General features: G+C 69.2%; 15 protein-coding genes. 11 read left to right on the top strand and 4 right to left on the bottom strand.

The annotated features are described in order from the left end of the window. Positions 1-34 precede the first annotated feature (34 nt). The 6 genes from sucC (at position 35) to C1746_RS20095 (ending at position 8360) form a co-directional block, all read left to right on the top strand. Complete coding sequence (gene sucC / locus C1746_RS20120; RefSeq protein ID WP_116716544.1) at positions 35-1198, top strand: ADP-forming succinate--CoA ligase subunit beta; 1164 nt, start codon at positions 35-37, stop codon at positions 1196-1198. A gap of 6 nt (positions 1199-1204) precedes the next feature. Next, positions 1205-2122, top strand: coding sequence for a succinate--CoA ligase subunit alpha (gene sucD, locus C1746_RS20115; RefSeq protein ID WP_116716543.1), 918 nt, complete (start codon positions 1205-1207; stop codon positions 2120-2122). Between the two features lie 162 nt (positions 2123-2284). Beyond that, positions 2285-3640: a peptidylprolyl isomerase gene (locus C1746_RS20110; RefSeq protein ID WP_162868011.1), complete on the top strand. Its 1356-nt coding sequence runs from the start codon at positions 2285-2287 to the stop codon at positions 3638-3640. A 153-nt stretch (positions 3641-3793) separates the two neighbouring features. Continuing rightward, the gene (locus tag C1746_RS20105; RefSeq protein WP_116716541.1) at positions 3794-5587 is read left to right on the top strand and encodes an ABC transporter ATP-binding protein; all 1794 of its coding nucleotides are present in this window, start codon (positions 3794-3796) and stop codon (positions 5585-5587) included. Further along, a complete protein-coding gene (locus C1746_RS20100) occupies positions 5577-7313 on the top strand; it encodes an ATP-binding cassette domain-containing protein (protein WP_162868010.1) in 1737 nt (578 codons plus the stop codon). Before C1746_RS20105 ends, C1746_RS20100 begins: the two co-directional genes overlap by 11 nt. Before the next feature lie 57 nt (positions 7314-7370). After that, positions 7371-8360, top strand: coding sequence for a malate dehydrogenase (locus C1746_RS20095; RefSeq protein WP_116716539.1), 990 nt, complete (start codon positions 7371-7373; stop codon positions 8358-8360). Positions 8361-8367: 7 nt separating this feature from the next. Here the strand turns inward: C1746_RS20095 and C1746_RS20090 are convergent, their stop codons facing one another. The 3 genes from C1746_RS20090 to trhA form a co-directional block, all read right to left on the bottom strand. Continuing rightward, entirely contained in the window at positions 8368-9564 is a 1197-nt protein-coding gene (locus C1746_RS20090) for a winged helix DNA-binding domain-containing protein (protein WP_162868009.1), read from the bottom strand. 119 nt (positions 9565-9683) lie between these two features. Further along, positions 9684-11156, bottom strand: a complete 1473-nt coding sequence (gene ahcY, locus C1746_RS20085; protein ID WP_116716537.1) for an adenosylhomocysteinase — start codon at positions 11154-11156, stop codon at positions 9684-9686. A gap of 295 nt (positions 11157-11451) precedes the next feature. Beyond that, positions 11452-12129, bottom strand: a complete 678-nt coding sequence (gene trhA, locus C1746_RS20080) for a PAQR family membrane homeostasis protein TrhA (protein WP_116716536.1) — start codon at positions 12127-12129, stop codon at positions 11452-11454. Between the two features lie 132 nt (positions 12130-12261). On the opposite strand from trhA, the gene purN reads away from it, so the two are divergent. From purN to C1746_RS20060, 4 genes are all read left to right on the top strand, one after another. Then, the gene (gene purN, locus C1746_RS20075) at positions 12262-12861 is read left to right on the top strand and encodes a phosphoribosylglycinamide formyltransferase (protein WP_116716535.1); all 600 of its coding nucleotides are present in this window, start codon (positions 12262-12264) and stop codon (positions 12859-12861) included. A gap of 112 nt (positions 12862-12973) precedes the next feature. After that, positions 12974-14533 carry a bifunctional phosphoribosylaminoimidazolecarboxamide formyltransferase/IMP cyclohydrolase gene (gene purH / locus C1746_RS20070; protein ID WP_116716534.1) on the top strand — a complete coding sequence of 520 codons (1560 nt, stop codon included), beginning with the start codon at positions 12974-12976 and terminating at the stop codon, positions 14531-14533. Positions 14534-14592: 59 nt separating this feature from the next. Then, positions 14593-15924: a protein kinase domain-containing protein gene (locus C1746_RS20065; RefSeq protein WP_116716533.1), complete on the top strand. Its 1332-nt coding sequence runs from the start codon at positions 14593-14595 to the stop codon at positions 15922-15924. Positions 15925-15968: 44 nt separating this feature from the next. Further along, positions 15969-16562: a septal ring lytic transglycosylase RlpA family protein gene (locus C1746_RS20060; protein WP_162868008.1), complete on the top strand. Its 594-nt coding sequence runs from the start codon at positions 15969-15971 to the stop codon at positions 16560-16562. Between the two features lie 31 nt (positions 16563-16593). Here the strand turns inward: C1746_RS20060 and C1746_RS20055 are convergent, their stop codons facing one another. After that, the gene (locus C1746_RS20055; RefSeq protein WP_116716531.1) at positions 16594-17451 is read right to left on the bottom strand and encodes a bifunctional 5,10-methylenetetrahydrofolate dehydrogenase/5,10-methenyltetrahydrofolate cyclohydrolase; all 858 of its coding nucleotides are present in this window, start codon (positions 17449-17451) and stop codon (positions 16594-16596) included. Between the two features lie 67 nt (positions 17452-17518). Here C1746_RS20055 and acs point away from each other — a divergent pair, with 67 nt between their 5' ends. Continuing rightward, positions 17519-19480, top strand: coding sequence for an acetate--CoA ligase (acs, locus tag C1746_RS20050; protein WP_116716530.1), 1962 nt, complete (start codon positions 17519-17521; stop codon positions 19478-19480). Positions 19481-19563 lie beyond the last annotated feature (83 nt).

Genomic DNA, 19563 nt, shown 5'->3' with positions numbered 1-19563 from the left:
TGACCCCACGACCGCTACGAGTAAGGACAACACCGTGGATCTCATGGAGTTCCAGGGCAAGGACGTCTTCCGCGCCCACGGCATTCCCACCACCCCCCAGGGCCAGATCGCCACCACCGCTGAGGAGGCGCACCGGCTGGCCACGGAGTACGGCGCTCCGGTCATGGTCAAGGCCCAGGTCCTGACCGGCGGACGGGGCAAGGCCGGCGGGGTGACGTACTGCCCGGATGCCGCTGCCGCCAAGGAGGCCGCCGAGGCGATCCTCGGCCTGGACATCAAGGGCCACGTCGTCCACAAGGTCTTGGTGGAGAAGGCGAGCGACATCGCCGAGGAGTACTACCTCTCCCTCCTCCATGACCGTGTCTCCAAGGGCTACCTGGCCATCTGCAGCGTCGAAGGTGGCGTCGAGATCGAGGAGGTCAACCGGACCCAGCCGGAGAAGGTGGCCAAGGTCACGATCGACCCCACCGCCGGGATGACCGATGAGCTGGCGAACCAGATCCTCGACTCCGGTGCCATGCCGGCCGAGACGCGGGATCAGCAGGTCGACCTGCTGAAGACGCTGTACGACGGGTTCGTGGCGGCCGACGCGACGCTGTTCGAGATCAACCCGCTGATCAAGACCACCGACGGGCGGATCATCGCCCTGGACTCCAAGGTCTCGATCGACGACAACGCCCTGTTCCGCCAGCCCGAGATCGAGTCGCTGGAGGGGCCGGTCCCACCGGGCGAGATGGGTGACGACCTCGAGGCCAAGGCCAAGGAGCAGGACCTCCAGTACGTCAAGCTGGACGGCGACATCGGCATCATGGGCAACGGCGCTGGACTGGTGATGAGCACCCTCGATGTCGTAGCTCAGGCCGGCGGCGAGGCAGCCAACTTCCTGGACGCCGGTGGCGGCGCGACGGCCGAGTCGATGGCCGGCGGCATCGCCTTCGTACTCGGTGACCCGGCCGTGAAGGTGATGATGATCAACATCTTCGGTGGCATCACCCGGTGCGACGACGTGGCCAACGGTGTCCTCGGCGCCCTCGACATGCTGGGTGACGTCACTCAGAAGCTCGTGGTCCGGCTGGATGGCAACTCCGCCGACGAGGGCCGGCGGATCCTGGAGGAATCAGGTCATCCGAACCTGGTGTCGGCAAGCGGCATGATCGAGGCGGCCGAGAAGGCCGTTGCGCTCGCGAAAGAGGCGTAGAACCACATGGCAATCATCATCGACGAGACCACCAAGGTCCTCATCCAGGGGACCGGCGGTCAGGGCACGTTCCACGGCAAGCGCAACAAGGACTACGGCACCAAGGTCGTGGCCGGCACCCATCCGAAGAAGGGCGGCCAGAACTGGGAGGGCGTGGACGTCCCGATCTTCTCGACCGTTCAGGAGGCAAAGGACGAGACCGGCGCGAACGCCAGCATGGTCATGGTTCCAGCGCCGTTCACGAAGGACGCGATCCTGGAGGCCTACGAGGCCGGCATCGAGGTCATCGTTGCGATCACCGAGGGCGTCCCGGTCCACGACATGGCTCAGGTCTACAACACGCTCTACCACCGGAACGAGGACGGCACCTTCGACATGAGCAGCGGGCCGGTCCTGATCGGCCCGAACTGTCCCGGACTCATCTCGCCCGGCAAGTCCAACATCGGCATCATCCCCGAATCGATCACCAAGCCCGGCACGGTCGGTTTGGTGTCCCGGTCCGGGACCTTGACCTACCAGATCATGCACGAGTTGAACCTGGCCGGAATCGGCATCTCCACCTGCGTCGGCATCGGCGGTGACCCCATCATCGGCTCCAACTTCATGGACATCGTCCCCAAGTTCGCCGAGGATCCCGAGACCGAGGCGATCGTCTTCGTCGGTGAGATCGGCGGGACCGAGGAGCAGAAGGTCGGGCGCTGGATCGCCGAGAACATCCCGGACACCCCGTGTGTGGCCTATGTGGCCGGGTTCTCGGCACCCCCGGGCAAGCAGATGGGCCACGCCGGCGCCATCGTGAAGGAAGGCTCAGATGGCGGGGAGACCGCAGCAGACAAGAAGGCGGCCCTGGAGGAGATGGGCATCAGCGTCGGGATCAACCCCAGCGAGACCGCACAGCTGATGATCAAGCGCCTGAACGCCTGACAGCGGCGACTGGCCCGTCGGGTCGTCGGGGCCGAGTCATCCCGGTGCTCAAGCTGGTGGGTGGACTACGCCCCTTCAGGAGGGGGGAAGTCCACCCACCAGGCCAGCCGCGTGGTCGCCCGGACCCCTGTCCTCGGGACCGCGGCGACCTACGTTGGCCGGGTGCCTGAACCTGACGACCACGAGCCGACCAAGCCCGAGCGGACGGACGAGCCCGACCCTGACCCTGGACACGACCCTGACCACGGCGCGGTCACGGGTGAGGGTGATCATCAGGCTGCCTCCACGTCGCCGAGCTCATCGACCGTCGAGGATCCGGAGGATGAGGAGCCTTCCACGGCACTCGATCAGGCGGAGACCTCTGAGGCGTCGGACGAGCGCGATCCAGAGGCGCCGGACGAGGAGGATCTCGCGGATGAACCAACGCCCGCCTTCTCGCCACCAGCCGACGCCCACGCGTCGACCGAGCAACCGGACACCAGCCGGCGTGCTGTCCTCCTCGTCGGAGTTGTGCTCGTCGTGCTGCTCGGGGCGCTGGCTGCGGTGACCTTCCTCGGCGGGTCGACGGAGCCCGTCTACACCGTGTTCGGAGAGGAGACGACCCGGGACGAGTTGGCGGAGCGCCTGGAGGGCGTGGTGGACCAGCAGACCATCGAGGCGATGCGCGACATCGAGAACGCGTCCGCCGAGGAGCGATCGGTTCTCTCCCGCGTGATCAGCGACTTCATCACCCAGGACGCCATGACCGCGGCGGCCGCCGAGGAGGGGATCGAGATCACCGATGCCCAGGTCGACGAGCAGGTCGACGAGATCATCGAGACCGGCTTCGAGGGTGAGCAGTCCCAGTTCGAAGAGGCGCTGGAGGAGTCCGGCCAGAGCCTCGAGCAGGTCCGTGTCCAGTTCCGGACCGCGCTGTACGCGGAGGCGATCGTGGGCGAGCCCGCGGAGGTCACCGACGAGGACCTCCAGCAGTTCTACGACGCCAACTTCACCGCCCCCCTGGTATCCCACCTTCTGGTCCAGACCGAGGAAGGGGCCGAGGCCGCACTGGCGCGGATCGATGACGGGGAGTCCTTCGCCGACGTGGCCCGGGACGTATCCCTCGATGAGCAGAGCGCCATCCAGGGTGGCCGGCTGGGGCCGCTGGAGCCCGGCGGGTTCGTGGAGCCGTTCGAGGAGGCGGCCATGGCCCTGGAGTTCGGCGAGGTCAGCGATCCTGTCCAGACCGACTTCGGGTGGCACGTCATCACGACCGAACCACCACCTGAGCTCGACGCCGTCGAGGACGAGTTGCGCGCGCAGATCGAGCAGAACCGGGTGAACGGACTGTTCCTCGAGTTGGCGGCACGGCTGGATGAGGAGGCGATGATCACGGTCGACGAGGCATTCGGGAGTTGGCAGGGGCTGAACGGCGGCGGCCTGGTCCCGGCCGGCCTCGAGGTCGACCCACCCCAGCCGGTTCCACCGGTGGATCCGGCGCCGGCTGACGACCTGCCCGACGTCGACCCCTCCGAGTAGCCTGCCCGCCCCGCGGTCCGGTCCCGCCTCACTGCGGGGAGGGTTGGCGCAGGGCTCCCCGGCCGGACCGTGAGGCTCCCACCGGGGACCGTCAGGCTCGCCGACCGAGTGGCTCATGCGCGGGTTGACGCGGCGAGGTAGCGTCAACCGGCTGTGGACGCGCCGGAGGAGGGCGAGAGCACCCAGCAGCGCTCCGACCTGACGCTGCTCCTCGCGTACCTGCGCCCGGAGCGGAGGGCGCTCGCGCTGCTCACCCTGCTCCTGCTGGTCACCATGGGTCTCCCGGTGCTCGCGCCGGTTCTGCTGGGCCAGATCGTCGACGGCGCGCTGGCCGGCCTGCCGACCCAGGACCTGCTGGCCCTCGTCGCCACGTTCCTCCTGATCACCCTGACGGCGGACTCGCTGCAGCTCGTGGTCACCTACTGGTCGGTCAAGCTCGCCTGGCGGGTCGGCAACGCCATCCGGCTCGACCTGGCCGGCCACACCCTGGCGCTCGACCTCACCTGGCACGGCAGCCACAGCCCCGGCCTGCTGATCGAGCGGATCGACGGGGACATCGATGCCGTCGTCACGTTCGCCTCGACGGCCGTCCTGAACCTGCTGGGCAACGCGATCCTGCTGACCGGAACCCTGGTCGCCGCGCTCATCATCAACGTCCGGGCCGGGGCGCTGATCGCCGTGGTCACCATCGTCGCGGGTCTGATCCTGGCTCGGCTCCGCCGTGTCGCCGTGCCGGCCTACGATGCCGAGCGCGAGATCCAAGCGCAGATGTACGCCGACCTGGAGGAGCGGCTGGGGGGACTCGAGGACATCCGGGCCAACGGCGCGGCGGCCTACGTCGTCCACCGACTCCAGGCCACGCAGTCGCGCTGGTGGGACACCGCCCGGCGGGCCTCGGTCCGTGGTGAGAGCGCCTACGCAGCCGCCGCGGGTGCGTTCACCCTGGGCTCCGTCCTCACCCTGGGGCTTGCCATCTACCTCAACCGCCAGGGCCAACTCACGCTGGGATCCACCCTTGCGCTGTTCCGCTTCGCCCAGATGGTCCGGCAGCCCCTCGAGGCCATCGCCGAGCAGATCACCGAGTTCCAGCGCGCGCTGGCCGGATCCACCCGCGCCGCACGCCTGCTGGCCACCGAGCCGCGGCTGACCGACGGCCCCGGAGCGGACCTGCCGAGTGGTGCGCTGGCCGTCGACTTCCGCGACGTGCACTTCGCCTACCCCGACGAGCCCGACCGGCCGGTGCTCTCGGGGGTCGACCTCCACCTGGCGGAGGGGACGATCCTGGGTGTCGTGGGCCGCACCGGGTCGGGCAAGACCTCGCTCGGCCGGCTGCTGCTCCGCTTCTGGGACGTGACCGGCGGCTCGGTGGCCATCGGCGGCGTCGACGTTCGCGAGTTCACGCAGGCCCAGCTGCGCCGGCGCGTCGGGGTCGTCACGCAGGAGGTCCAGATCCTGCGGCAGACCCTCCGGGAGAACCTCACTCTCCTCGGCGCAGGTCCGGCAACCGATGACGACCTGCGGCAGGTCATCGTCGCGGTGGGCCTCGCGGAGTGGTTCGCCGGGCTCGGCGAGGACCTCGACGCCGTCGTCGATGGCAGCGCAGCGCTGTCCGCTGGCGAGGCCCAACTGCTGGCCTTCGCGCGCATCCTCCTGACCGACCCCGGCATCGTGGTGCTGGACGAGGCAACCAGTCGACTGGATCCCGAGACCGAGGAGTTGGTCACCCGCGCCGCGGACAGGGCCCTGGCGGGCCGGACGGTCGTCATCATCGCCCACCGTCTGGCGACCCTCGACCGGGCGGACCGGATCGCCGTCGTCGACCAGGGCCGCATCGTCGAGTCCGGCCGGCGAGCGGACCTGGCCGGCGACCCTTCATCGCGGTTCGCTCGGCTCCAGGCACAGCTTGCGCTGCCGGGTGCTGCGGCGGAAGTGCCCCGTGGCGAGTGACTCGATGCCGCCGACTGCGACGGGCACCGCCTGGCGAATCGTCCGACAGGAACCGGTCGCGTATCTGATCGCCCTCGTGGCATGGACCACGTTCCAGATCATCCCGGTCTTCGCAGGTGTGCTGCTCAAGGTCGTGCTGGACCAGGTGCAGGCGGATGGCGAGGCGCGGCTCATCATCGGCGCCCTGGTGGCGTTGGGTGGGATCGAGGTCGGGCGTTGGCTGGTCTACGTGTTCAGCGCCTGGCAGTGGTTCGGCCAGTGGATCTTCTGGCACACCGTTCCGATGGTGAACATGCTGCGATCGCTGGTGGCGGCCCCGGGGCCGGCCGCGGGACGACTGCCCGAGTCCCCCGGCGAGGCGATGAGCCGCTTCCGCGACGACACCAAGCACCTCGCCTTAGTGGCCGACGTGTGGCTGGACATGTCTGCCGTGGCCGTCTCGTCGGTCACCGCAGCCCTGATCCTGATCGCCGTGGACTGGCGGGCCGGCGTCCTGGTCATCGCGCCGGCCGGCGTCGCCCTCGCGCTGACCCGAGGCATGGCCGGCCGGCTGAAGGAGTACCGCATCGTGGAGCGGCGCGCCACGGCCGCGGTCACGGGCTTCATCGGTGACACCTACGGCGCCATCACAGCGATCAAGGCCGCGGGCGCGGAGGGCGCGGTACGAGGCCGGTTCGACGCCCTCGGTCGTGACCGTGCGGCGGCGGCCCTGAAGGACCAGGTCGCCACCCAGACCCTCCAGACGCTGTCCGGTGCGACCGGCAACCTCTCGACCGGTCTCGCCCTGCTCCTCCTCGCGCCGGCACTTGCGGCCGGGGAGGCCACCGTCGGGGACATCGGTCTATTCGCCAGCGCCGCGATCGTCATCGCGGGCGTCCCGCGTTGGGTTGCCAGGATGGGGACCTACACACGTCAGGCGGAGGTCAGCGTCACGCGGATGCAGCGGCTGATGGCGCCTGCGAGCCATGCGGAGCGGCTGCTGGACCGCCTCGATGCCCCCCTCGCGTCCTCGCTGCGTGACGGTCCCGGCCGCTTCGACGACCGGACTCGCCGGCGGAGCGAGCTGCCGCCACTGGAGACGCTCTCCGTTCGCCACCTCCGCGTCGACCTCGGCGAGACGACCGGGCTGCTCGATCCCATCGACGTGGAGATCCCCGCCGGCTCGCTCACCGTCGTCACGGGCGCGGTCGGGACCGGCAAGAGCACGCTGCTCCGGGCGCTGCTCGGTCTGGTGGACAGCGAGGGTGAGATCCTCTGGAACGGCCACCCGGTCGCGCAGCCAGCGCTCGACATGGTGCCACCGCGTGTTGCCTACGTGCCACAGGTGCCGCGGCTGTTCAGCGAGACCTTGCGCGAGACGATCCTGCTGGGAACCGGGACGGGCCTGCACGACGCGATCCACATCGCGGCGCTCGCGCCGGACCTGGCGACCATGACCGACGGACTGGACACCATAGTCGGCCCCAAGGGGGTCCGCCTGTCGGGCGGTCAGATCCAGCGGGCGGGAGCGGCCCGTGCCTTCGCCCGGCAGCCGGACCTGCTGATCGTCGACGACCTCTCCTCGGCGCTCGATGCCGACACCGAGGCCATCGTCTGGGAACGGCTTCTCGCCGCGAAGGCCCGCCAGACCCTGATCGTGGTCAGTCATCGCGAACGCATCCGCGCCGTGGCCGACCAGGTCATCGTCCTGGGAGCCGCCTCGACCGGCGACGAGGAGGCTGGGTAGGCTGCCGGGCGCCAACTCAGTTCAGCCAACCCCGTCCAGCCGAGCAGGGAGTCAACCGTGAGCAAGCCGCCCGTCCGTGTCGCCGTCACCGGAGCCGCCGGTCAGATCGGGTATCAACTCCTCTTCCGGATCGCCAGCGGCGGGATGCTCGGTCCCGACCAGCCCGTGATCCTGCAGATGCTCGAGATCCCACCTGCGATGGACGCGCTGAAGGGTGTGGTGATGGAGCTCGACGACTGCGCCTTCCCGCTCCTGGCCGGAACCGTGCAGTCCGATGATCCGGCTGTGGCGTTCGCCGATGCCGACTTCGCGCTGCTCGTCGGCTCGCGGCCACGTGGCCCGGGCATGGAGCGGGCCGATCTGCTCGAGGCCAACGGCGCGATCTTCACCGGTCAGGGCAAGGCCCTCAACGATCACGCCTCCCGCGAGGTCAAGGTGCTCGTCGTCGGCAACCCGGCCAACACCAACTGCCTGATCGCGATGAACAACGCCCCTGACCTTCCCGACGAGCAGTTCACCGCCATGACCCGGCTCGACCACAACCGGGCCATGTCCCAGCTCGCCGCCAAGACCGGCGCCAGCGTCAACGACATCACCAAGATGACGATCTGGGGCAACCACTCGGCCACGCAGTACCCCGACCTGTTCCACTGCCAGGTCGACGGTCAGATCGCCGCCGAGCGCGTGGACGATCAGGCGTGGCTGGAGGACACCTTCATCCCGACGGTTCAGAAGCGCGGCGCGGCGATCATCGAGGCGCGTGGAGCGTCGTCAGCTGCGTCGGCTGCCTCCGCGGCGCTGGATCACATGCGGGACTGGGCGCTGGGGACGCCGGAGGGTGACTGGGTCAGCATGGCCGTCCCGTCCGACGGCAGCTACGGCGTGCCCGAGGGGCTCATCTCCTCCTTCCCATGCACCACGAGCGACGGCGCCTGGAGCATCGTCCAGGGGCTGGATCTGAACGAGTTCAGTCGTGGTCGGGTCGACGCGACTGTCGCCGAGTTGGCTGACGAGCGGGACACCGTCGCCGGGCTCGACCTCATCTAGCCGCGCGCTACGCCTCCAGGCGCTTCTGCAGCGGGGTCGGATAGCGCCAGTTCACCCTGACCTCCCCGATCCAGGCCTGCAGCCGCTCGGCCTCGTCCTCCACAGCACGGCGAACTGCCGCATCGACGTCTTCCAGATACCCCACGGCCACCTGCCCGTCCGTGCGTTGGGTCCACCCGCCGATGATCCGCCCGCCCCACCAGACCGTGGGTCCGATGTTGCCGTTGCGGTCGAACAGCTCGTCCTCGAGTCGACCCAGGAACCAGTCGCGCTCCTTGCAGCCCATCGGGGTGGCGTCGAGTCCGGGCAGCAGGGCGGCCGCTGGCTCGTGCCCGACCGGCGTCAGGTCGTCCTCCGGCAGCACGTAGCCGACGGCGCCGTCCTCCCGCTCCACCTCCTCCGCCTCGATCGTGGCCAGTGCGGTCTTGACCTGCCCCTTGGGCAGACCGGTCCACCAGGCCAGGTCGACGACGCTTGCCGCCGGGAGGGAGGTCAGCCTGACGGTGAGCAGCTTGGCGAGCGACGGCTCAGGATCCGGCGTGCCGAGTCCGTCCGGGATCCAGCCCGTGACTGGCGCGTAGCTCCACGCACCTGAGGTCCAGTCCTCGCCACGAGGCCGGTTGCGGGCGATGCGCCCCTCTGCGATGAGGATCTCGAGGACCTTCGAGGTGATCCTGATCGGCTTGCCGTAGGACTTGCCCGGCGCCGGTTCGACCACGGTCCCGAGTTCCGGAACGGCCGTGCTCAGGTCACCGCCCGAGGGTTCGTCCAAATCGGTGACGGCGGCCACGACCCGGTCTTCGACCTCCGCCAGCCAGGCCGCCGCGTCGCCCTTCACGTCCGGACACGCGTCCAGCCACTTGACCAGCTGCCCTCGCAGCGTCGGGAGCATGCGGTAGTTGTAGGCCCCGTGCGCCGCGGCGGCGACGTCGGGCAGGAGCAGGTGGACGGTCCGCCGGAGGGTGGTGTGGCGGAGCAGTTCCCGATCCTCGTACAGCGCTTGGTCGATGTCCCTGGGCGAGACGTCGGCCCGGGCCGCGATCTGCAGGTAGGCGGAGGAGGGATCGGTGGAGTGCAACGGCCCCACGGCCGCCGCGACGTCCACAACCCCGCGGTCGCCCCATCCCGACGAGGCGGCTCCTCCGAGCAGCTGCCGCTCGGCCAGCAGCGCCCGTCTGCTCTCATCGCTGATGGGTCTCCGCATGCGTGAGTTGTACCGCCCTGACCGGGTCAACTCACGCATGCGTGCGGACAGCAGGCACCGAACGGGGCCTGGCACGGAACGGCCGGCCCGAAGGCCGGCCGTTGATCAGGGTCGAGGTGCTAGTAGCGGTAGGCGTCCGGCTTGTAGGGGCCGTCGACGTCCACGCCGATGTACTCGGCCTGGGCCTTGGTCAGCTCGGTCAGCTTCACCCCGAGTGCGTCGAGGTGGAGGCGCGCGACCTTCTCATCCAGGTGCTTCGGGATCGTGTAGACACCCAGCGGGTACTCCTCGGTCTTCGTCCACAGCTCGATCTGGGCGATCGTCTGGTTCGCGAAGGAGTTGGACATGACGAACGACGGGTGACCGGTCGCGTTGCCCAGGTTGAGCAGCCGACCCTCCGACAGCACGATGAGGTTCTTGCCGCCCTCGAAGGTCCACTCGTGCACCTGCGGCTTGATCTCGGTCTTGGTGATCCCCGGGATCCGGGCCAGACCGGCCATGTCGATCTCGTTGTCGAAGTGGCCGACGTTCCCGACGATGGCCTGGTGCTTCATCTGCTTCATCAGCTCGGCCGAGATGATGTCCTTGTTGCCGGTGGCGGTGATGAAGATGTCAGCGGTGTCGATGACCTCCTCGAGCGTTGTCACCTGGTAGCCGTCCATGGCGGCCTGGAGCGCACAGATCGGGTCGATCTCGGTGATGATCACGCGGGCACCCTGGCCGCGGAGCGACTCCGCCGAGCCCTTCCCGACGTCGCCGTAGCCACACACCACGGCGGTCTTGCCGCCGATCAGCGTGTCCGTCGCACGGTTGATGCCGTCCACCAGTGAGTGGCGGGTGCCGTACTTGTTGTCGAACTTCGACTTCGTCACCGCGTCGTTGACGTTGATCGCAGGGAACAGCAAGGTCCCGTCGCGCTCGAACTCGTACAGGCGCATGACCCCGGTCGTGGTCTCCTCGGTGACACCCTTGATGCCAGCGCCCATCTCCGTGAAGCGGCTCGAGTTGCTGTCCAGCGAGCGGCGCAGGAGGTCGAGGATGACGGCGTACTCCTCGCTGTCGTCCTCGTTGGTCGGTGGGACCACCCCGTTCGCCTCGAACTCGGTGCCCTTGTGGATCAGCAGGGTGGCGTCGCCGCCGTCGTCCAGGATCATGTTCGGGCCGCGAACGTCCGCGTCATCTGACGCGCTGGCGAAGTCGAGCATCTGCTCGGTGCACCACCAGTACTCCTCCAGCGTCTCGCCCTTCCAGGCGAAGACGGGGATGCCCTGCGGGTCCTCCGGCGTGCCCTCGGGACCGACCACGACGGCTGCTGCTGCGCCGTCCTCGGTGGAGAAGATGTTGCACGAGCACCAGCGCACATCGGCGCCGAGGGCCACGAGGGTCTCGATCAGCACCGCGGTCTGGGTGGTCATGTGCAGCGAGCCGCCGATGCGGGCGCCGGCCAGGGGTTGCGCCTCGCCGTACTCCTCGCGGATCGCCATCAGGCCGGGCATCTCGTGCTCGGCCAGGCGAATCTGGTGCCGGCCGGCCTCGGCCAGCGAGAGATCGGCGACCTTGTAGGTCAGGTGATTGGTGCGGTCAACGTTCATTCGTTGGTTCCTCCATCAGGTGCGGCCAGGCGATGTCAGTGCGGCCGCGGTAGCGATCGACGGGCCCGCTGTGCGGGTCCGTTTGGGTGATGGATGCGAGTGCAGCGGACGCGGATGTGATGATGCGTCTCCTCGCGATCTGTCACGGGCGGCGCGACCCATCTGGGTCTCGCACTGCGACGCCGACCGCCGAAGCCAAGAGTACCCACACCCCCGTGAACAACTCGTGGACGGTCGGGCACGTGTGACCGGCCATTGAACACGCTGGTCCCGGCCCCGACGCGCGGCCGAAAGCTTAGGCCACGTAGCGCAGGATCGCCACGTAGTGACAGACCGAGGCGGCGACCACGAAAAGGTGGAAGATCTCGTGGTACCCGAACCACTCCGGAGCGGGGTTCGGACGCTCGCGGGCGTAGACCACACCGCCGAGGGTGTAGAGCACCCCGCCGAGGACGATCAGCAGCGTGCCAGCCAGTGGCAGGCTGGCTGCGATCTTGAACATCGGGACGACCATCAGCCAGCCGATGGCCACATATCCGAAGGTCCGGAGCCAGCGGGGCGCCGTGACGGGTGAGATGGCCAGGCCGGCGCCGACCAGTGCCACGAGCCAGGCGATGATGAGGCTCCAGAACCGCCACTGCCCGTCGAGGGCGCTCCAGGCGATCGGGGTGAACGTCCCGGCGATGAACAGCACGATCATCGCCGTGTCGACCCGTCCCCACAGCATGCGCACACGCCCGGTCCAGGCCGGCACGTGATAGCTGCCCGAGATGCTGTACAGCCCGACCAGGAGCACACCGAAGACCCCGGTCGTGATCCGACCGACACCACTGGCGTTCCAGACGAGGGCCACGGCCATCACCGCGGCGACCGGAGCCATGACGAGGTGGCTGATGCCCCGCAATCGGGGTCGGCTGGCCACATACTCAGGCGTGTGATGCGCCTGCAGGCCATCAGCCTTGTCTCGTGCCACTGCCACTCCGTGGGGTCGTACCGCTCATGCACCGGGAAGACTCCCGGGTCTGCACGGCTAGGGTACGGGGCCAGGGATGATGATGTACCGGTGGGTCAGGCAACCGAGGCTACCAAACCGTCGGGTTCTGTGATGGCAAAACCACGGATCGTAGTGCTCATCAGTGGGTCGGGATCCAACCTCCAGGCGCTGCTGGACTCTCCCGACCTGGGCGGGGAGATCGTCCTCGTCGCCTCGGACACCCCAGACGCCGGTGGCCTGGCCCGTGCGGTGGACGCCGGTGTTCCGGCCACCAGCGTGCGGCTGGCTGACCACCCTGACCGCCGCACCTGGGAAGCGGCCCTCCAGGACCAGGTGGCCGCGGTCCGCCCCGACCTGGTCGTGCTCGCCGGATTCATGAAGATCCTCTCCGGCACCTTCGTGTCGACCTGGCCTACGGTGAATGTCCACCCCTCCCTGTTGCCGGCCTTCGCCGGGGCACACGCCCCCGCCGATGCGCTGGAGTGGGGCGTGAAGGTCAGCGGTGTCACGGTCCACTACGTCGATGAGGAAGTGGATCACGGTCCGATCATCGCGCAGCGGGCCGTCCCGGTCCTGGACGACGACACGGTCGCTACGCTGCACGGGCGGATCCAGCAGCAGGAGCACATCCTCCTCCCCGAGGTGGTCGCGGCGATCTGCGCCGGCCGGGTGACGCGCACCGGCCGACGGGTGACCATCGCGCCAGCCTGACGCCGCCCTACCGCCCTGGTGGGCCGCACGTCCGCCAGACACCACGCCACCACCCAGACCCACCCCTGCCACCACCCAGCCAGACCACCGCCACCCACGGAGCAGCACAGCGATGACACCCGACGCCCAGAACACCGACGTCACACAGGTCCGGCGAGCCCTGATCAGCGTCTACGACAAGACCGGCCTGGAGATAATGGCCACCAGCCTCTTCGGCGCCGGTGTCGAGATCGTGTCCACCGGCTCGACCGCCGCCCGCATCCGGTCAGTCGGCATCGAGGTGACGGAGGTCGCCGACGTGACCGGCTCACCCGAGATGATGGACGGGCGGGTCAAGACGCTCCACCCGGCCATCCACGGCGGGATCCTGGCCGACCGCGACAACGAGTCGCACCGCCAGGCCCTCGACGAGAACGGCATCACCCCGGTGGACCTGGTGGTCGTGAACCTCTACCCGTTCCGGGACACGGTCGCCGACCCCGATGTCACGCCCGCCGCCGCCATCGAGATGATCGACATCGGTGGCCCGACCATGGTCCGTGCCGCCGCGAAGAACCACCGGCACGTCGGTGTCGTCACCTCGCCGGCCGGCTACGAGGCCATCATCGCCGAGATCAACGCCACCGGCGGATTGTCGGGTGAGACGCGACGGAACCTGGCCGCCCAGGCGTTCGCGCACACCGCCAGCTACGACGCCGACGTGTCGGCCTGGTTCGCCCGCGACGTGGCGTTCCCCGAACGTCACGGGCCGGTCTACGCCAAGGCCCATGGCCTTCGCTACGGCGAGAACCCGCATCAGGGCGCCGCCTACTACGTGGAGCGCGGGCAGCCGTGGGGGCTTGGAAGCGCGACCGTGCTCGGTGGCAAGGAACTGTCCTACAACAACATCCTCGACACCGACGCGGCACTGGGGATGGCCCTCGACTTCGACGACCCCTGCATCGCCATCATCAAGCACACCAACCCCGCCGGCCTGGCCGTTGCGGACACCCTTGCGGCGGCATACCCGCTGGCCCGGGCCGGCGACCCGGTGAGCGTCTTCGGCGGCATCGTCGCCGCGAACCGCACGATCGACCGTGCCACCGCGGAGCAGATCGTCGAGGTGTTCACCGAGGTGGTCGTCGCGCCGGGGTTCGACGACGACGCGCTCCACGTCCTTCGAGGCAAGAAGAACCTGCGCATCCTCGCGGTCGAGCGCCCGACCCGCCCCGGAGGTGACCGCGTGATCCGCTCCGTCAGTGGTGGGCTGCTGGTCCAGGAGCCCGACAGTGCGCCCGAGACACCCGACACCTGGACCACACCCACGCAGGCCAAGCCGGACGAGGCGACGTTGGCCGAGTTGGCGTTCGCCTGGACCGTCTGCAAGCACGTGAAGTCCAACGGCATCGTCCTGACCAGCAACCGGGCCGTGGTGGGGGTCGGCGCGGGGCAGATGTCCCGGGTCGACTCGGTGAACCTCGCGGTCGCGAAGTCCGAGGGTCGGCACGAGGGCTCCGTCCTGGCCAGCGACGCCTTCTTCCCCTTCCGCGACGGGCCAGACGCAGCCATGGACGCCGGCGTCCGCGCCATCGTCCAGCCCGGCGGGTCAGTGCGTGATGACGAGGTGGTGGCAGCGTGCAACGAGCGCGGCATCCCGATGGTCTTCACCGGGCGTCGGCACTTCCGACACTGACCCGAACGGCGGGGCGGGACGTCGGATCGGTGCCGCCACGGCGCTACCGTCGGAGTCGTATGGAGGTCGGGCCCGGAGATGTGATCGCCGATCGTCGTCTGGTCTCGCTGCTCGGCAGCGGCGGCGAGGGGGATGTGTGGTGCGCAACCCGTCCCGACGGGACCTCGTGTGCCCTGAAGCTGGTCCGTCCTGCGGTGCTCCCGGCCCCCGAGGAGGTGCGGCGTCGGGGTGCCTGGCTGGTCCGCATCGACCACCCTGCGCTCGTTCAGGTCAGTCGAGGCGGCCGCTTCACGGCAGGCGACCTCGCTGGCTGGGGGTTCGTCGAGATGGACCTGGTCGAGGGCCCGTCGCTCCAGTCGGTTGGCCCCATCCCGGATGCGCTCGAGCGCCTGGCCCCCATCGCCGAAGCACTCGATCTGCTGCACGCCGGCGCCTGGTCCGAGGGCGTCCCGCTGATCCACCGCGACGTGAAGCCGGGCAACCTGATCGCCTCCCGGGATGGGCTGGTACTGGTCGACCCCTCCACCATGCGGGGGTTGGACACGCGGGATCTGACCCGCGTCGGCACGCCCGCCTACGTCGCTCCCGAGGTCCACTCCGGTCACTTCGGCCCGCTCGCCGACGTCTACTCGCTGGCGGCGACGGCAGCCGCGCTGCTCACCGGTCGACGTGGCGGCTCGCTCGTGCCCGTCCTCCGCGACCCCTGGGCGCACGACCTCCCTCGCGCCGTGTGTGCCGCGCTGGACCCCGACCCGGCCGCGCGGCCGCTGCGCTGCACCGACCTGACCGATCCACGGCCCGTCACGGCCGATCCCCCGACGCCGGTACGGGGCGAGCAGGACCTGGCCACCCGACTGGTGCCACCGCTCCGACATGACCCGCCGGAGCGGCTGATCGGCGGGCCCCGATGGGCGCTCGTCGCACTGACGGCCGTGACGGTGATCCCGGCGACGGTCTGGGCTGCCCGGCAGACCCAGCCCTCCCTCATCGACGCCACGCTCGTGCGGTCGGTGCTCATCGGCGCCGTTGCTGCCCACCTCCTCACCCACGTCCTGACCCGCCGGGCGGCCCTCGGGCTGTTCGCGCCGCCGTGGGCGTGGAGTGAGCTGCTCTCGGGACGCCAGGCGTACGGCGACCCGCGGGCCACCTGGCTGGCGGACGTCATCGCCGGCCTGATCCTGGTGGCAGTCGGCGGTGTGGCACTGGCCGTGACCAGCCAGGCCGCGGCCGTGGTCCCGCTGGTCGTCGTGGTGACGCTTGCGCTGATCGGCACGGCGAGACGGCTGGTGCACGTCCGACGTCGCTCGGCCTGGACCCTGGTGTGGATGATCGGCTTGATCCCTCGCATCCTCGGTGGCCTGCCACGGCTGGTGGTGACTGGCGGGGGCTGAGCGTTGTGAGCCGGTCGGGGGCTCAGCCGCTACGGTGCCGCCCTGTGATCGACCCAGACGCCCGCCGTCCTGACCTGCAGCACATCGCCGACCGCATCGAGTCCGGCGCCCGACGGATCGGTCTGGTGCCTGACGGCACCCGACTGACCGAGCGCGGCGTCATCGTCTACGCGGTGCTGCTCGTGCTCACGGCCCTGCTGGTGCTCTGGTTGCTGATCCGGGTGCTGGTCGGTGGTGACGCCGATGCCCCTGAGTCATCTGCAACCGAGTCTGGGACCGCGACCACGGACCAGAGCACCGCGCAGGGCTCCGAGGCCGCAGGACAGCGTGAGGTGGTCGAGGCGTTCGACGCCACGGCGACGGTGTACGGACCGGGCATCACGAGCACGACCACGGCCAGCGGCGACACCTTCGACCCGCAGGGCCCGACCGCCGCCCATCCGACCCTGGAGTTCGGCACCGACGTCCGCGTGACCAACCTGGCGACTGGGCTGCAGACCGTCGTCACGATCAACGACCGGCTGCCCGATGCCGGGTTCGACCGGATCGACCTGACGGTCGGGGCGGGTCAGGTCATCGGGATCACCGTCGACTCGGGACCCACGCTGGTCACCCTCGAGGTGCTGGCGCCTGGCTAGCGCGACCGTGGCGACCCGGCTCCACATCGGCTCAGTGCACGCGGCGCTCCGCGGCAGCGACCGTGTTGTTGAGCAGCATCGCCACGGTGGTCGGCCCGACACCGCCAAGACGGGGGGTGATCCAGGAGGCGACCTCGGCGACCGACTCGTCCACGTCAGGCAGCAGCTTCCGCCCCTCCCAGGTGATCCCACCGCTCACCACGACGGCGCCGGGGCGGACCATGTCGGGCTGGATGATGTTCGGCACGCCCACCGCGCCGATCACGATGTCGGCGGCACGCGTGTACTCGGCCAGGTCTGGGACGCGGGAGTGAACAACCGTCACCGCCGCATCGCCGCCCGCGCCCTTGTTGGACAGCATCAGCGCCATGGGACGTCCGAGCGTCGGGCCGCGGCCGACCACGACGACGTTCTTGCCCGCCGTGTCGATTCCGTAGTGGGTGAGCATGGCCTGGATGCCTGCCGGGGTGCAGGGGACCGGCCCCGGCTCCTGCAGCACCAGCCGTCCCAGGTTGGTCGGGTGCAGCCCGTCCGCGTCCTTCTGCGGGTCCATCCTGGCCAGTGCCGCGTTGAAGTCGAAGCCGTCGGGCACCGGGTGCTGGATGATGTAGCCGTCCACCTCGTCGTTGCCGTTGAAGGCGTCCACGGCCTCGAGCAGGGCCGTCTGACCCGCCCCCGCCGGGATCTCGATGTTGAACGAGGCCAACCCGATCCGCTCGCACGCCTCGTGCTTCTTCCGCACGTAGCCGGCCGAGGGCCCGTCGTCGCCCACGAGGATCGTCCCCAGCCCCGGCGTCACCCCCTGCTCCGCCATCTCGGCGACGCGTGCTGCGGCAGCATCGAGAACGGCTTCGGCGACCGGCGTGCCTTCCAGGAACTGTGCAACCATGCGTTTGTAGGCTAGATCACCGACCGACACGCCACTCGATCATCCAGCGATACGGAGCCGCGTTCCCATGAGTCACGAAGCCGCCATCGAGAACCTCTCCCGCGAGGAGCGGACCTTCCCGCCCACGGAGGCGTTCGCCGCCCAAGCCAACCTCAGCGACCCGGCTGTCTACGAGGAGGCGGACGCCGACTTCGAGGGCTGGTGGGCCGGCCACGCCGAGAAGCTGCGGTGGATGAAGCCGTGGGACACGGTGCTCGAGTGGGAGGCGCCGCACGCCAAGTGGTTCGTCGGCGGCACCTTGAACATCAGCGACAACTGCCTGGACCGCCACATCGAGTCCGGCGCGGGCGACAAGGTGGCCTACCACTGGGAGGGTGAGCCAGTCGGTGAGACCCGGACCATCACCTACAGCCAGCTCAAGGACGAGGTCTGCCAGTTCGCCAACGCGCTGAAGGCCCACGGGGTCGGCAAGGGCGATCGGGTCGCGATCTACCTCCCGATGATCCCCGAACTGCCGGTCGCCATGCTGGCCTGCGCCCGCATCGGGGCGATCCACTCCGTGGTCTTCGCTGGCTTCTCCAGCCAGTCATTGGCCGACCGGATCGACGACGCCGACGCCAAGATGGTCATCACCAGTGACGGGGCCAACCGTCGCGGCAAGCAGATCCCCCTCAAGTCCGCGGTGGACGAGGCCATCGAGAAGGCCTCGGGCGACTCCGTCGAGACCGTGGTGGTGGTCGATCGCACCGGGCTCGCCATCTCCATGCAGGACGGACGCGACGTCTGGTACCACGAGGCCATCGCTGGCCAGTCCACCGAGTGTGCCGCGGAGGAGATGGACGCCGAGGACGTCCTCTACATCCTCTACACCTCCGGCACCACCGGAAAACCGAAGGGCATCGTGCACACCACGGGTGGCTACCTCACCCAGACCACCGCGACCCAGCGCCTTACCTTCGACCTCAAGCCCGACACCGATGTGTACTGGTGCGCCGCGGACATCGGCTGGGTGACCGGTCACAGCTACATCGTCTACGCGCCGCTGGCGAACCAGACCACCAGCGTGATGTACGAGGGAACGCCGGACTTCCCGGACAAGGATCGCTTCTGGGACATCGTCGAGCGGTACGGCGTCACGATCCTCTACACGGCACCGACCGCCATCCGAGCGTTCATGAAGTGGGGCGCGGAGTACCCGGAGTCGAAGGACCTGTCCTCCCTCCGCGTGCTCGGGACGGTCGGTGAGCCGATCAACCCCGAGGCGTGGATGTGGTATCGCGAACACATCGGCCCCGAGGACGCGCCCATCGTCGACACCTGGTGGCAGACCGAGACCGGTGGGCACATGATCACCCCGCTGCCGGGCATCACGGCCAGCAAGCCGGGGTCGGCGATGCGTGCCTTCCCAGGGATCAAGGCCGTCGTGGTGGATGACCTCGGTGACCCGGTGGAGCCCGGGCAGGGCGGCTACCTCACGATCCAGCGGCCGTGGCCGTCGATGCTTCGGACCATCTGGGGTGACGACCAGCGCTTCAAGGACACCTACTGGGCGCGCTTCGGCGGTGACACCTACTTCGCAGGCGACGGCGCCAAGCTGGACGAGGACGGCGCGATCTGGGTCCTGGGACGCGTCGACGACGTCATGAACGTCAGCGGGCACCGCATGTCCACGACGGAGATCGAGTCGGCCCTGGTGGACCACGAGTCCGTGGCTGAGTCGGCCGTGGTCGGCCGTGCGGACGACCTGACCGGTCAGGCCATCAGCGCCTTCGTCACGCTGGTCGGCGGGTACGAGGCGTCGGATGAGCTCGAGGCCGAGCTCAAGGTCCACGTCGGCGAGCAGATCGGCAAGATCGCCCGTCCGGCGGAGGTGTATTTCACCCCGGACCTGCCGAAGACCCGGTCGGGCAAGATCATGCGGCGTCTGCTCAAGCAGATCGCCGAGGGGACCGAGCTCGGGGACGCCACCACGCTGGCCAACCCCGACATCGTGACAGCGCTGCAGGAGGCTGCGGCTAAGCGGTCCTAGATAGGGCGGGTGGACTTCCCGCCGCCTAGCGGCAGGAAGTCCACCCACTCAGAACCACAGACGGCCGCCCCGAATCGGGGCGG

Source organism: Euzebya tangerina (assembly GCF_003074135.1).
In the GTDB taxonomy this organism is placed as follows: Bacteria; Actinomycetota; Nitriliruptoria; order Euzebyales; family Euzebyaceae; genus Euzebya; species Euzebya tangerina.
Note: the sequence above shows the minus strand (reverse complement) of the source record. Positions and strands in the feature narration are given on the sequence as shown.